The sequence below is a fragment of the Frankia sp. AiPs1 genome (assembly GCF_023716945.1).
Taxonomy (GTDB): Bacteria; Actinomycetota; Actinomycetes; order Frankiales; family Frankiaceae; genus Frankia.
On the sequence record NZ_JAMQQF010000136.1, the window covers coordinates 1 to 13,178 of the forward strand.

Annotated in this window: 15 protein-coding genes; 8 read left to right on the forward strand and 7 right to left on the reverse strand. The window is 71.4% G+C overall.

Annotated features, from left to right (window positions below):
- From ND748_RS14380 to ND748_RS14405, 7 genes are all read left to right on the forward strand, one after another.
- Positions 1-814, forward strand: an 814-nt coding sequence (locus tag ND748_RS14380) for a DUF2306 domain-containing protein (protein WP_308205640.1), incomplete at its 5' end; no start/stop codon positions are given.
- 307 nt (positions 815-1,121) lie between these two features.
- Positions 1,122-1,430 carry a hypothetical protein gene (locus tag ND748_RS14385; protein WP_251746313.1) on the forward strand — a complete coding sequence of 103 codons (309 nt, stop codon included), beginning with the start codon at positions 1,122-1,124 and terminating at the stop codon, positions 1,428-1,430.
- 77 nt (positions 1,431-1,507) lie between these two features.
- Entirely contained in the window at positions 1,508-1,642 is a 135-nt protein-coding gene (locus tag ND748_RS34050; RefSeq protein ID WP_285902109.1) for a hypothetical protein, read from the forward strand.
- A gap of 141 nt (positions 1,643-1,783) precedes the next feature.
- Positions 1,784-2,059: a hypothetical protein gene (locus ND748_RS14390; RefSeq protein ID WP_374215922.1), complete on the forward strand. Its 276-nt coding sequence runs from the start codon at positions 1,784-1,786 to the stop codon at positions 2,057-2,059.
- Positions 2,060-2,166: 107 nt separating this feature from the next.
- Positions 2,167-3,105 carry a hypothetical protein gene (locus tag ND748_RS14395; protein ID WP_251746315.1) on the forward strand — a complete coding sequence of 313 codons (939 nt, stop codon included), beginning with the start codon at positions 2,167-2,169 and terminating at the stop codon, positions 3,103-3,105.
- A 2-nt stretch (positions 3,106-3,107) separates the two neighbouring features.
- Positions 3,108-3,494 carry a hypothetical protein gene (locus tag ND748_RS14400; RefSeq protein ID WP_251746316.1) on the forward strand — a complete coding sequence of 129 codons (387 nt, stop codon included), beginning with the start codon at positions 3,108-3,110 and terminating at the stop codon, positions 3,492-3,494.
- A gap of 293 nt (positions 3,495-3,787) precedes the next feature.
- The gene (locus ND748_RS14405) at positions 3,788-3,940 is read left to right on the forward strand and encodes a hypothetical protein (RefSeq protein ID WP_251746317.1); all 153 of its coding nucleotides are present in this window, start codon (positions 3,788-3,790) and stop codon (positions 3,938-3,940) included.
- 179 nt (positions 3,941-4,119) lie between these two features.
- On the opposite strand, the gene ND748_RS14410 is transcribed toward ND748_RS14405, so the two are convergent.
- The 3 genes from ND748_RS14410 to ND748_RS14420 form a co-directional block, all read right to left on the reverse strand.
- Complete coding sequence (locus ND748_RS14410; protein WP_251746318.1) at positions 4,120-5,256, reverse strand: bifunctional RNase H/acid phosphatase; 1,137 nt, start codon at positions 5,254-5,256, stop codon at positions 4,120-4,122.
- Between the two features lie 51 nt (positions 5,257-5,307).
- On the reverse strand, positions 5,308-6,051 hold the full coding sequence (locus ND748_RS14415; protein WP_251746319.1) for a zinc ribbon domain-containing protein: 744 nt from the start codon (positions 6,049-6,051) through the stop codon (positions 5,308-5,310).
- A gap of 151 nt (positions 6,052-6,202) precedes the next feature.
- A complete protein-coding gene (locus tag ND748_RS14420) occupies positions 6,203-7,174 on the reverse strand; it encodes a Nif3-like dinuclear metal center hexameric protein (protein ID WP_251746320.1) in 972 nt (323 codons plus the stop codon).
- A 425-nt stretch (positions 7,175-7,599) separates the two neighbouring features.
- Here ND748_RS14420 and ND748_RS14425 point away from each other — a divergent pair, with 425 nt between their 5' ends.
- Positions 7,600-9,225, forward strand: a complete 1,626-nt coding sequence (locus tag ND748_RS14425) for an acyl-CoA carboxylase subunit beta (RefSeq protein WP_251746321.1) — start codon at positions 7,600-7,602, stop codon at positions 9,223-9,225.
- Between the two features lie 57 nt (positions 9,226-9,282).
- Here ND748_RS14425 and ND748_RS14430 read toward each other — a convergent pair whose 3' ends face one another.
- The 4 genes from ND748_RS14430 to ND748_RS14445 all read right to left on the reverse strand — a co-directional run.
- A complete protein-coding gene (locus ND748_RS14430; protein WP_251746322.1) occupies positions 9,283-10,374 on the reverse strand; it encodes an LLM class flavin-dependent oxidoreductase in 1,092 nt (363 codons plus the stop codon).
- Positions 10,374-11,162, reverse strand: coding sequence for a thioesterase II family protein (locus tag ND748_RS14435; RefSeq protein WP_251746323.1), 789 nt, complete (start codon positions 11,160-11,162; stop codon positions 10,374-10,376). Before ND748_RS14435 ends, ND748_RS14430 begins: the two co-directional genes overlap by 1 nt.
- A 78-nt stretch (positions 11,163-11,240) precedes the next feature.
- Positions 11,241-12,638 carry an MFS transporter gene (locus tag ND748_RS14440; protein ID WP_374215923.1) on the reverse strand — a complete coding sequence of 466 codons (1,398 nt, stop codon included), beginning with the start codon at positions 12,636-12,638 and terminating at the stop codon, positions 11,241-11,243.
- A 136-nt stretch (positions 12,639-12,774) separates the two neighbouring features.
- On the reverse strand, positions 12,775-13,178 hold a 404-nt coding region (locus ND748_RS14445; protein ID WP_285902110.1), incomplete at its 5' end, for an FAD-binding oxidoreductase.

Below are 13,178 nucleotides of genomic sequence, written 5' to 3' on the forward strand. Positions count from 1 at the left end.
CCTCGGCCACCGCCCGCTCGCCCCACTCGCCCCGCGCGCCCCCGCCCCGCGCCGACCGGACTCGCCCTGTCCCGCCCGCCTCCCGGAGGACCCGATGACCACGATCGACCACCCCGCTGGCCGCCCCCTCCCGGGCCCTCGCCGCCGCCGTACCACCGTCGCCGCCTGGTGGTACGGCCTGAGCACCCTGGCCATCGCGGTGTTCGCCGTGGTGCCGTACCTGACGTCGTCGCTGCGGGACCAGGCCGACCAGGGCAACGAGGTGGCCATCAACTACGTGGACCGGTCGACCGTGTTCCAGGTCTTCCTGTACCTGCACATCGCGTTCGGTGGCGTCGCCCTGCTGCTCTCGCCGCTGCAGCTCTCGGCCCGGGTTCGGGCCCGCGTTCCCCGGCTGCACCGGGTCGTCGGCCGGATCACCGTGGCGGCGATCTGCCTCGCCGGCACGGCGGGTGCGGCGCTGTCCACCGTCAACCTCGCCGGTCCGATCGGCACGGCCGGCTTCGGCCTGCTGGCGGTGCTCTGGGCGAGCTTCGCCGTCACGGCCGTGCGCGCGATTCGGCGCGGCGACGTCCCCGCCCATCGCCGGTGGGCGATCCGCACCTTCGCACTCACCTACGCCGCGGTCACGCTACGACTGTGGATGCTCGTCATGAGCGCCGTACAGATCGGCGCGGGCACCGATTCGGACGTCGCCTTCGACCGCGCCTACCACGTGGTCCCGTTCCTCTGCTGGGTCCCCAACCTGCTCGTCGCCCAGTGGCTGCTCACCCGCCCGGACCCAACCCCGACGGCCCGACCACGCCTGTCCTGACCTCGCCCACCGCTCCCGCACGCAAGGACACAGAAGAGCTACACGCAGTGAACTACAGTCATGTAATTGCCCACGTGGCGCTGCGGCCGGCCCGGGAACCTAGGTAAGTTCATGCGGAGGTGGAGGCGTTTCTCCGCCAGGCGGAGAGTCAGAGCTGGAGAGTCGAGAAGGGCAAGAAGTACTTCAAGATCTACTGCCCGTGTGGAGAGCACAAGCACACCGTGCATCTCACCCCATCCGACTCGCGCTACGAGAAGAACCTCCGCGGACACCTGAAGAGCCGGACATGCTGGGAGGAGGCCCCGTGATGAAGTACCAGATGCTAGTCGAGCTGCAGGTAGTCGGCCCGCTGGACGACCTTGACGAGGTTTCCGACCGACTCGCCGACGCGCTGTACGAGCTTCATGACGTGATCGACCCCGATCTCAGCACCAACCTGAAGACGGGCCGTCTCGACGTCACGATGATCGTGGATGTCGCGACTCTCGAAGAAGCCCTACGCACGACGCTCGCGGCGACACGCGCGGCCGTCCACGCGACGGGTGGCTCGACCCCGGACTGGGACCGGATGTTCCGCGAGGTTGGAACGCAGGCCCACGAACTCACCGACGCCTAGTCGGCCAAGGATCGCCTACTCATCGACGGTTCACCATCGGATCTGTGGCAACTCTGCTATTTGAGGAGCAGGACCTGATGGAAGGAGGGCGGATCGTGATGTACGAAGGGCTCGTCGAGCTCACAGTGACAGGTCCCATCGCCGACTTCGCGGGCTGGGAACAGCTGATCCAGAAGATGACCGTGGAGGCACGGCAGCTCGCCGACGGCTGAAGCCGGCCGGTCTCGGCGGGCTGCTCACCCGCCCGGGCCCGATCCCCGCCGCCCGGTCCTGTTCGACCTGAGCCGCGCCACCGAATCCTCCATCGGCGACAACCAGGTGCGCTTGTCACGCTATTCTGGGGCATGGACACCGTGCCACCAGGCGACTACACGTGGCTCCTCGGATTCGCGACGGTCAACCTGGTGGTGGCAACTGTGGGGTCCGCAGCCGTCCGCCGGCGGTTCGGGGGCACCGCAGCGCAGACATTCCAGCGTCACGCCGGCACAGTGGTCGGCAGCCTGTTCACCATCTGGCTGGCAATCTTCTGGGGCTTCACCCATGCCGCAGTCGGGGCGGGGCTGTTCCTGGTGTCCTTCCTCGTCGAGCGCTACCGCCGTCAGCGGACACAGGCAGGGACATCAGCCTGACGCCGTGACCCCAGCGGCTACCTTGATCATATTTCGTACTGGACGTCTCCCCCCTACACACATCGTTTACTTACTCGGATATGGCAAGTCTGTTACTTTAGGTCACGATGTCCATCGACCGCTGGCGCTCAGACGTTGAGTCGTCCCCGGAGCCGGTCGGACCGGAGGAGGCCACCGGGTCGAGCCGCGCCGAGGCGAAGGCACAGTTGCTGGATCGACGAGCAGCCTCCGCCGCCGACTCCGCCCGCGCCACCGAGGACGACCAGGTCGATTCCCCCGAGAAATCTGGCGTAGAGCAGCCGAGCACCCGGCAGCCCGCGGCGGGCAACGGCCCGGCACGCACCTTCGGCGGACAAGAGCAGACGCGGCTGCCTGACGGCCGAGCGGGCGGAACAGAGACGTCCAGGGACGACCAGCCGTTGCGGGTGACGGACCGTCAACCGCCCGCAGGCACGTCGCCCGGCCCTTCTGCCCTCGAACGCAAACTCGACCTGCTGGACCGTGCCGCCGGCCGGGCCGAGGGCGAGACTCAAGCCGCCGAGGCGCGGGCCAAGGACGGGACGGCGGGCCCGGAGCGGCTCGGCTGGCGGTTGTCCCGGATCTGGCGGGACAGCCAGCCGACCGCCGACGGCCGCGCCTTCTACGAGAAATCCGACGACCGGATGTGGAAGGCTGCCGCCACCGCCGAACCCGCACTCGGTCGCTACACCGCCGACCTGCACGGCAACCCGACCTCGTTCCGGGTCGGGAGCCAGGATCTCGACGCCCGCCAGCTTGCTGCCCTCATCCGCAAGGACGAGAACTGGCAGGGCCGACCGATTCGCCTCATGTCGTGTGAGACCGGCCGAGGCGAGGACCCGGTGGCCCAGAAACTTGCCGACCAGCTCGGCGTCACCGTGACCGCACCCACCGAACTCGCCATCTCCGACAAACACGGTAATGTATACAGCGCCTCTGTGCGCCTGGACAGGTTCGGATTTCCGCGGCCGACCGTGCCGCATGACGGTGCCTGGCTCGATTTCCAACCGAGAACCGAAGGGCGGTAGAGATGCCTCAGATCCTGGGTGACTTCAAGGTGGCGAGTGTATTCGACGGCACGACCGATGGCGTGCCTTTCATCGCCGGACGGCCACCACTATCCTCCGGATCCGAGCGCGCGAAGCTGCTGGCCTACCTCAAGCAAGGCGAATTGATTCTGCGTGCGGCCGGCCTCGGCATCGACCAACTTGACCCGGCGCGCGGGCAGCAGGTGCCGATCATCGTCTGCACAGACGGGGTGTGGATCTGGGACGCATCCATCGCCTATTACCTGACGGAACACGATCTGCCGCCGGAGCCGGCCTTCCTGGACTACCTGCGCAGCCGAGCATTTCAGTACGAAGCGCCGACCGAGGAACGGACCGATGCGGCCCTGGCAGCCATACAGGCGGACTGAGGCCCTCGCCAGCGGCGCCGCGCAGGGACTGTCGTGGGCGCAGTGGGTGTAGGCGGACGGTTGGAGGTGTCAGTTGACCCACCGCCGTGGTTCGTGACCTGGTCGTTCATCCTCGCCGACGGCGGGCCGGCGCTGATCCGCGCGGAGGCGTTTCCCACCGCCACAAAAAGTCCTCCGGCTGCCAGCTACGTGTTCGAGGAAGCGCCGCCAGACTCCTCCTCTCTATCGGTCGACAGATTGGACGAATCTCGAGGGAAGCAGGTTCCCATCTCTACCTGACTAACGGAAAATGGGTGTGGAGTAAATCCATCGCCTACTATCTGGAGGAGCACGAGCTGCCGCCGGAGCCTGCGTTCCTCGATTATCTTCGCGGTCGGAACTTCACCTACAAGCCGCCGACGCCGGAACAGGTCGGCGCCGCAGCGGCCGGGATCCGCGCCCAGTAGCAACCAGCCGCGGTGTGCGGTGCGCATTGCGGTGCGTTCTGCACGGTCCGCCGACTCAGACCGTGCAGAACGGACCGCGATTGGCTCCAGCCCGGGCGCGATCAGGCGCCAGCTCGGGCGATCGGCTCCGCCTCGGGGCGCGGTCGGGCGCCTGGCCGGTTCGGTGGCGCGCCGCGGCGCTACTCGCCGTAGGTGCTCAGGCTCGCGACGTGGTGGGTGTCGTTGAAGCCGCGCAGGACGGCGGGGCCGTCGGAGTACCAGTCGATCGTGGTCAGTGAGACCAGGTCCAGGTGCAGGCGGTACAGGACGGTCGGCTCGGCGGCCAGCGCGAGCTGGGTGAGGCCCTTGATCGGCGTGACGTGCGAGACGACGAGGACCCGCTTGCCGGGCTGCTCGGCGAGCAGCCGGTCGCGGACCCGGGCCACCCGGGCCACCGTCGAGATCAGGCTCTCTCCGCCGGGCGGAGGCACGTTCGGGTCGGCGAGCCAGGCGTTGAGCTCGTCGGGGAAGCGCTCGCGCACCTCACCGAAGGTCATTCCCTCCCAGGCGCCGAAGCTGGTCTCCCGCAGGTCGTCGTCGACGACGTAGTCGCGGCCCAGCGCCTCGGCGGTCTGCCGAGCGCGCTTGAGCGGCGAGCTGACGATCAGGTCGAACGGCTCGTCGCGCAGCCGGTCGGCGACCGCGGCGGCCTGGCTCATCCCCAGATCGGTCAGCGACGCCTCCACGGTTCCGCTGAACCGCTTGTCCACCGACAGCGGGGTCTGGCCGTGGCGCAGCAGCACCGTCGTCGTCGGAGGGGCCGGCGGGGCCATCCAGCCGGAGAGGCGGTTGGTGGTGGGGGCGCGGTGCGGCGCCGGATCCGGTGACTGCGGGATCGACGGCTCCCAGCTGCGCCCGGCCGCGGCGGCGTCCATCGCCTCGTTGGCGAGGCGGTCGGCGGCGGCGTTGCGGGCGCGGGGCACCCACTGGTAGCGCACGACGGGGAAGGTGCGGGCGATCGCGGCGGCCTCGTCGGCCAGGGGACGCATGGCCGGATGCTTGATCTTCCAGCGGCCGCTCATCTGCTCGACGACGAGCTTGGAGTCCAACCGGGCTTCCACCTCGGCATCCGGGGCGATTTCGGCGGCGGCCCGCAGCCCGGCGACGAGGCCCGAGTACTCGGCGACGTTGTTCGTGGCATGCCCGATCGACGCGGCCCGTTCGGCGAGCACCGTTCCGTCCGCGGCGTCACGGACCACGGCGCCGTAGCCGGCCGGACCCGGATTGCCCCGGGATCCGCCGTCGGCCTCGATGACCAGCCTGCGCACCGTGCTCATCTGCCACTCCCCTCGCCCTGCCCGCCTCGCCCGGCCCGAACCGACCCGCCGCTACAGCCCCGACTCGGGGGTACGAACCAGGATGCGCCGACATTCCTCGCACCGCACGACCTCGTCGACGGGGGCCGCGGCGACCGCCCGCAGGTCGCCGCCGGAGAGCTCAAGATGGCAGCCCTGGCATCGCCGGCGCAGCAACGGCGCCGCGCCGACCCCGCCGGAGGACGCCCGGATCCGCTCGTACAACGTCACCAGCGCCTCGGGCAGCCGGGGCGCGAGGGCCGCCCGGCTCTCGCGCATCCGGGCGGACTCGGTGTCGATCTCGGCGTAGGTCTTGTCACGCGCGGTGGTCGCGGCGTCGATCTCCGCCTGCAGGTCGGCGTGACGCTGGGCGAGGGCCGCGAGCCGTCCCTCCAGACCCTCGACGGCCTCCATCTTCTCCAGCGCGTCGTCCTCGAGAACGCCCTGGCGGCGAGCCAGCGAAGCCAGCTCCGCCTGCAGGTTCTCCAGTTCGCGGGAGTTCGACACCGCCCCGGACTCCAGCCGCTGCGAATCACGCGCGGAGCGGGTTCGGACGAGCTCGATCTCGGTCTCGAGCTTGCGCTGGGCGCGGGTGACGTCGCCCAGCTCGGTGCGCACCTCGACGACCTCGTCGTCGAGGGTGCCCAGGGCCGCGGTGCGTTCGGTGATGACGGCGAGTTCGGGCAGCCCACGGCGGCGGGCGGCCAGCCGGTCCAGGCCGGCGTCGAGGGCCTGCAGGTCGAGCAGGCGGAGCTGAATTGCTGGGTCGGCCTTCATGAACTCCTCACCGGTATGTCCTTACATCGGCATCGACCACGATCGACGACGCCCTTGCCGGTACCGCGCCGCCCGGCCCGCGAAGTGCAGCGGTCGGCGGGATCCGAGACGAACCCGGCCCGGCGAGCCGGGCATCCGCCTGCGACGCCGACTACCGGGACGGAACGTGCAACCGCCAGGGATCGGTCACGATAGCGGACACCGATGCACTCACCGTACGTCCCCGGGTCCGCAGACCGGCCTCCAGACGCGCGGCGGCGTGCGCGAGCCACGGCCACTCGCTCGCCCAGTGGGCGACGTCGACGACGGCGATCGGATGCTCCCCCACCGCGTCGAGCACGTAGTGATGCCGCCCGTCCGCGGTGACCAGGACATCCGCGCCCGCGGCCCGCGCCGCGCCGACCAGTTCCCCGCCGGAGCCACCGCAGACCGCGACCCGCCGCACGAGCCGGTCGGCGGCCCCGGTCGCCCGCACCCCGCCGGCGGTCGCGGCGGCGACCAGTGCGCAGACGGCTATCCCGCCGGGCGCACGTACCACCAGGCACAGGATAATCGTGGCCGCCGCGACGGCCAGGGCGATGGGGGTCACGGAGATGTCCCCCTGGACGATCATCGTCGTGCCGATGCCCGACATCTCCACCTGCAGGTCCGGCCCGTCGTAGGCGCGGGCGGTGGTGATCAGGCGCCGCACCGCGGCGAGGTCCGGGCTGGTCGCGGCGCCCTTCATCACGACGCCCACGATCGCCGCGTGCCCGTCGCGCGCCACCGGCTCGACGCCGAGCAGCAGGCTGCCGGCCGGCCCGTACGGATCGATCGCGGTGGCCACGCCGGGCAGTCGGGCGACCCGCGCGGTCATCGCCGCGATCCGCTGGCGGACGGCCGGGGCGTTGATGTCGCCGTCGCGGGCCCGCACGACGATCATCTCGGTGTCGGGCAGGCCGCCGGGCACGACGGTCGCCAGGGCGTCGGTGGCGAGCTGGGAGTCGGTGCCGGCGACGCCGAACGCCTGGTGGTAGCGGGCGCCCTCGTGGCCCGCCAGGACGCCGCCGGCGACCAGAACGATCAGCCACGTGCCCACCACGATCCACCGGTACCGCAGGCACCAGCCGGCGATCAGCCCCACAGTCCACTCCTCGACGCCCGGGCCGCCACCTCCGGCGCCTCGCCCTGTTTGTCCGTATTCCCGCTACCGCGGGGACAATATGAGCGCATCATGACGATCAGCGTCAATGCGTGTCCGGTGCCATGCGGTCGAGATGGCACGGGGGTGCCGGCCGGTCGCCGTGTTTTCGAGGGTCGGCGTTCCGCGGCCGCGAAACCGCGCCCGAACCAGGAATGCGGCGAATCCTTTCCGCTCCCCGCCGGACAGGAGCAGGCACGACCGATTCTTTAGGGGAATGCAAGACCGCCGGCCGACACTGGCAGGAACACCGAGGGCGCCCCCGCCCGCCGGTGACCGACCGACCCGTGGCGCGGCGCGGGTGGCGCCCGAGGATCGCAGCTGCGACACCGGGTCGCCGCCACCGGCGTCGTGCGGGAGAGGAAGCCATGACCCAGCCGACCAGGATCGGCCAGACCGCGGTCGTCATCCCCGGCCAGGATGTGCGCGACCCGGCTCGCCGGCTGTCCCAGCTCTTCGACGCGGGCTCGTTCGTCGCCGACGCCACGCCCGCCGGCGGCCGGGTGCTGGCCGGGCGGGGCCGCATCGACGGCCTGGCCGCCGTCGCCTTCTGCACGGACGGCACCCGGATGGGCGGGGCGCTCGGCGCCGTCGGCGCCGGGCAGATCGTGGCCGCCATCGAGGCGGCCGTCCGCGACGGCGTGCCGGTCGTGGGGCTGTGGCACTCCGGCGGGGCGAGCCTGGCCGAGGGCGTCGAGGCGCTCGACGGCATCGGCCAGATCTTCGCCGCCATGATCCACGCCTCCGGGCGGGTGCCGCAGATCTCCGTGGTGCTGGGGCCCGCGGCCGGCGGCGCCGCGTACGGGCCGGCGCTGACCGACGTCGTCATCATGGCGCCCGACGGGCGGGTCTTCGTCACCGGTCCGGACGTCGTGCGCAGCGTCACCGGGGAGCAGATCGACATGGCGGGTCTGGGCGGTGCCGACGCGCACGGCCGGCGCTCCGGCGTCGTTCACGTCGTCGCCCGTTCCGAGAGCGACGCCTACCAGCGGGCCCGGCGGATCACCGCGCTGCTCGCCGCGCCCGGGCACGTCGACCTCGACGCCATCACCGCCGAGGAGGCGGCCGCCGACGCCATCACCGCTGATGCCATCACCGTCGAGGCCGATGCCATCACCGCCGACGTCGACGTCGACGTCGACGCCGCCACCGTCGACGCCGACGCCGAGACGCCCGCCGACGCCGGCCAGGGCCTGGTCACGCCCGACCCGCCCGACCCCCGCGACCCACCCGGCCCCGATCCGCGTGACCCGCGGTCGCTGCTGCCGCAGCGAGTGCGGCGGGCCTACGACGTGCATCCGCTGGTGTACCGGCTGCTCGACGGCGACGACGGCCCGGGGGGCTTCGAGGAACTCCAGCCGCGCTGGGCGCCGAACGTCGTCGTCGGCCTCGGCCGGCTCTACGGCCACAGCGTCGGGGTGATCGCGAACAATCCTTTGCGCAAGGGCGGCTGCCTGGACTCGCTGAGCGCCGAGAAGGCCGCCCGGTTCGTGCGGATGTGCGATTCCTTCGGCGTCCCGCTCGTCGTCCTCGTCGACGTCCCCGGCTACCTGCCCGGCGTCGGCCAGGAATGGGACGGGGTGGTCCGCCGCGGCGCGAAGCTGCTCTACGCCTTCGCCGAGGCGACCGTGCCCCGGGTCACGCTCATCACCCGCAAGTCGTTCGGCGGCGCCTACATCGCGATGAACTCCCGTTCACTCGGGGCCACGGCCGTGCTCGCCTGGCCCGACGCCGAGGTCGCCGTGATGGGCGCCGAGGCCGCCGTCGGCATCCTGCACCGGCGCGCGCTGGGCGCCGCCTCCGACGACGACCGGCCCGGCGTGCTCGCCCGCCTCGTCGAGGAGCACACCCGCACCGCCGGCGGCGTCGAACGGGGGGTGGCGCTGGGCGTCATCGACGACGTCATCGACCCGGTCGACACCCGCCCCCGCATCGCGCGGGCGATCGCGGCCGCGCCGTCCCGTCGCGGCCGGCACGGCAACATCCCGCTGTGAGGGCGGCGGCGGGGCGGCGGCGTGTTCGCGAGCTGATCGGTCTGTCGCGCTGCGTTCCTAGATCGCGACCTTCTCGCGGGACTCGCGACGGGCGAGCTCCTCGCGCACGAGTGGGATGATGTAGCGGCCGGTGTCGATGGCATCGCCGATGTCGCCAAGGGTCGGCAGCGAGATCACCTCCGCGCCGAGCTCGGCGTACCGGACGAGCGCCGCCGCGATGGTCTCGGGCGAGCCGACCAGGAACGACGAGGCGCCGCCGGCCCCGGCGATCGATCGCGGCGTCCAGAGCACACCACCGTCATGGGTCTCGCCCTCCTGCGCGATGTCGCGCAGGCGCTGCGAGCCCACGTTCGGCAGGTTGACCTTCAGCACCTCGCCGTAGTGAGCCCTGGACTTGTCGACGATCTTGCGCGCCTTGCGCTGCGCCAGTTCGTCGGTCTCGGCAACAATCGGCCGGAAGGTGACCCAGAAGCGGATCCTGCCGGTTCGGCCGACCTTCCGGGCCTCCTCGTAGACCCGGTCGATCTGCTGCTTGGTCTGCTCGAGCGGCTCGCCCCACAACGCGAAGATGTCCGCCTGCGCGCCGCCCGCCGCGTAGGCGTAGTCCGACGATCCGCCGAGGGAGACCGGCAGCGGCTCACCGGAATACGTCTGGTAGCCGGGCCCGAAGTCATCGAAGTCGTAGAATTCGCCGTGGTGCGAGAACGGTTCGCTCTTCGTCCACACGTCCCGCAGAATCTGCACGAACTCGGCGGAGCGCCGATAGCGAGCATCCTTCTCGAGGTAGTCGCCCTGCCGCTGCTGCTCCTCGTTGCTCGAACCGGAGATGATGTGAACCGCCGTGCGCCCCTTGCCAAGCTGATCGAGGGTGGCCAGCGCCTGGGCGGCAACGGTCGGGAACGACGTGTTCGGCCGCACGGCGACCATCGGCTTCAGACGCTCGGTGTAGGTGAGGATTTCAGCCGAGCGCACGTACTGGTCCGGACCCGCCGAGTGGTAGGCCACCAGCGTGTAGTCGAACCCGAAATCCTCCAGCGTGCGGGTGTATCGACGGACGTACTCCGGGTCGAGCTTGCCACGCCAGAAGTCGGCCGCAATGCCCGCACCGGGCTCACGCCAGTTGGCGGCATTGACGAATTCAACCGGCATCATCGTTCTCCTGTTTCGTGACTGGGTATGGCGCGTCGCGCGGCGGAGAGCTCGGCCGAGACCGCGTCCACCACGGCGCCCTGCTGGTCAGCCAGGTAGAAGTGGCCGCCGGGGAACACCTTCAGCTCGAACGACCCGGTGGTGTGCCGGCGCCAGAGCTCGGCCTCGGCGAGCGTCACCCTGGGATCGGAATCCCCCACCATCGCGACGACCGCGGTGCTGATCACTGCGTCCGGTGGCGCGGAATACGTTTCGATCGCCTGATAGTCGGCACGGGTCGGCGGCAGCACCATCTCGACGAGTTCGGGGTCGGCGAGAACCCGCGGATCGGTCCCGCCGAGCTCGCGCATCTCCCGGAGAAAACCCGCGTCGTCGCGGCGGTGGACGGTTTCGAACCGTTCGGCCGACGGCGCCCGGCGCCCGGAGGCGAACAGCACGAACGGCGCCGGCCCGCCGGCCGCCGCCAGCCGGCGGATGACCTCGAAGCCGACGACCGCCCCCATGCTGTGCCCGAAGAAGGCCAGGGGCCGGTCGGTGAGCGGGGCGAGGACCTCGGCGATCCGGTCGGCGAGCGGCGCGATGGCCGTGTGCGCCGGCTCCGCCCGCCGATCCTGCCGGCCCGGATACTGCACCGCCTGGACCTCGGCGACCGGTGACAACGCCTTCGAGATCAGCAGATAGGTGCTCGCCGCCCCACCCGCGTGCGGGAAACAAACCAGCCGTGGGGCATCGGGCGGGCCCGGATGAAACCGCCGCAGCCACCGGTCTGTCTCAGCGGACACGGTCATCTTCAAACCACCTTCTCCAGCCCGGACCAGCACCCGGCCTTGGCGTCGGAACCGCCTTTTTCGGACGAGTTCGCATGGCTACACATTAGGCGGCGCGCCGGCCATCGGCTCGCCTTGTGAAGGGGCGTTGGCCACATCACCATCGATTTGTTTCCGGCCGGCTCCCGGGCACCCGGCGAAAGGCGCCAGGACGGGAGGCGCCAGGACGGGAGGCGACGCGGCGGCAGCGGAAGGCGACGCGGCGGAAGGCGACGCAGCGAGAGGCGACGCGGCGGGCGCGGGGGCCCATCTGCGGTTCGCCGCCCAGGCGACGATCGCGGCGAGGGAGCAGGCGACGCCGCCGACGTAGAAGCCGGCGCGGGCGCTGTGGTGCTCGGCGAGCCAGCCCACTCCCAGGCTGCCCAGCGGCGTCGTCCCCTGCAGGATGAGGCTGTACAGGGCCATCACCCGACCTCGGTAGCTCGGGTCGCTGCCGAGCTGGATGCGGTGGTTGGCCGCCTGGGCGAAGTAGAGGCTCGCGAAGCCGGTCAGCGCCAGCAGTCCGATCGCGGCCAGGTAGGTCGGCGCGACGCCCGTCGCCGCCTCCAGCGCCCCGAACGCGAACGCCGAGACGATCACCATCATCGCCGGCGGACGGTTGCGCCGGCCGGTCGTGAGCAGCGCGGCGACCAGCGAGCCGGCGGCGAGCCCGGTGGTGAGCAGGCCGAAGGAGGTGGCGTCGGCGTGGAAGACGGTGCGCGCCAGCAGCGGCACGGTGAGCTGGAAGTTCATCCCGAACAACCCGACGACGGCGACCAGGCCGAGCACGACGACCAGGTCGGCGCGGCCGAGCACGTAGCGCAGCCCGTCGACGATGCGGGGGGCGACCTCGGGGCGGGCATGGCGGTGGATCTCCGCCGGGCGCATCAGGCGCAGGCCCGCGACGGTCGCCAGGTAGCTGCCGGCGTTGATCGCCATTGCCGGGCCGGTGCCGAAGCCGGCGATGAGCGGGCCGGCGGCGGCCGGGCCGACGACCCGGGCGATGTTGAAGTAGGCGGCGCTGAGCGCGGAGGCGTTGGGCAGCAGCGCCGGGCCGACCAGCTCGCTGACGAACGCCATCCGGGTCGGCGTCTCGATGGCGTTGACCAGGCCGATGGCCAGCGCGAACGCGCAGACCTGCCACAGCCGCACCGTGCCGGCGAGCACGAGCAGGGCCAGCGCCAGGGCGAGCAGGCCGGCGACCAGGTTGGCACCGGTGAGCAGCAGGCGTTTGTCGTGCCGGTCGGCGAGCCGGCCGCCGTAGAGGGTGAGCAGCAGCATCGGGGTGAACTGCAGCGCGGTGACGAGGCCGAGGGCCGTCCCGGAGTCGCCGCTGAGTGACAGGACGAGCCAGTCCTGGGCCGTGAACATCATCCAGGTGCCCGTGACGGACAGCACCTGCCCGACGGCGAAGAGCCGGAAGTTGTACACCCGCAGCGACCGGAAGACGCCGTCGATGATCCGCTCCTCGCCGTCGTGGCACCGCCCCTGCTGCCCCCACCATCCTCGCGAACCGCGCCGCGCGGCGGGGCTCATTCCGGTGGGCGGTGGGCGGTGGGCGGTGCGGTGGTCGGGTGTCGGGTGGCGGGTGGCGCTACAGGGCGCGGCCGGGGTTGAGGATGCCGGTGGGGTCGAAGACCCGGCGCACCTGGCGTTGCAGGTCGTGGCTGCGGCTGCCGAGTTCGGTGGCCAGCCAGCGGCGCTTGAGCACGCCGACGCCGTGTTCGCCGGTGACCGTGCCGCCGAGCTCCAGTGCGAGCGCGAAGATCTGCTCGGCGGCCGCCCAGGCCCTCGGCGGGATCTTCGGCTCGGCCGGGTCGACGACGATGATCGGGTGCAGGTTGCCGTCGGCGGCGTGCGCCAGGGTGAAGATCTCCACCCCGGTCGCGGCGCCGATCTCGGTGACGCGGGCGGCGGCCTGCGCGAGGCGCCCGCGCGGCACGGCGATGTCCTCGATGAGCACCCGCCCGAGGCGTTCCAGGGCGGGCAGCGCGGCGC

Excerpts from the sequence above, each read along its gene's own strand:
- ND748_RS14385 (WP_251746313.1), top strand. The coding sequence starts at position 1,122 with ATGAAGTACCAGATGCTAGTCGAGCTGCAGGTAGTCGGCCCGCTGGAC.
- ND748_RS34050 (WP_285902109.1), top strand. The coding sequence starts at position 1,508 with ATGGAAGGAGGGCGGATCGTGATGTACGAAGGGCTCGTCGAGCTCACA.
- ND748_RS14395 (WP_251746315.1), top strand. The coding sequence starts at position 2,167 with ATGTCCATCGACCGCTGGCGCTCAGACGTTGAGTCGTCCCCGGAGCCG.
- ND748_RS14400 (WP_251746316.1), top strand. The coding sequence starts at position 3,108 with ATGCCTCAGATCCTGGGTGACTTCAAGGTGGCGAGTGTATTCGACGGC.
- ND748_RS14410 (WP_251746318.1), bottom strand. The coding sequence starts at position 5,256 with ATGAGCACGGTGCGCAGGCTGGTCATCGAGGCCGACGGCGGATCCCGG.
- ND748_RS14415 (WP_251746319.1), bottom strand. The coding sequence starts at position 6,051 with ATGAAGGCCGACCCAGCAATTCAGCTCCGCCTGCTCGACCTGCAGGCC.
- ND748_RS14425 (WP_251746321.1), top strand. The coding sequence starts at position 7,600 with ATGACCCAGCCGACCAGGATCGGCCAGACCGCGGTCGTCATCCCCGGC.
- ND748_RS14430 (WP_251746322.1), bottom strand. The coding sequence starts at position 10,374 with ATGCCGGTTGAATTCGTCAATGCCGCCAACTGGCGTGAGCCCGGTGCG.
- ND748_RS14435 (WP_251746323.1), bottom strand. The coding sequence starts at position 11,162 with ATGACCGTGTCCGCTGAGACAGACCGGTGGCTGCGGCGGTTTCATCCG.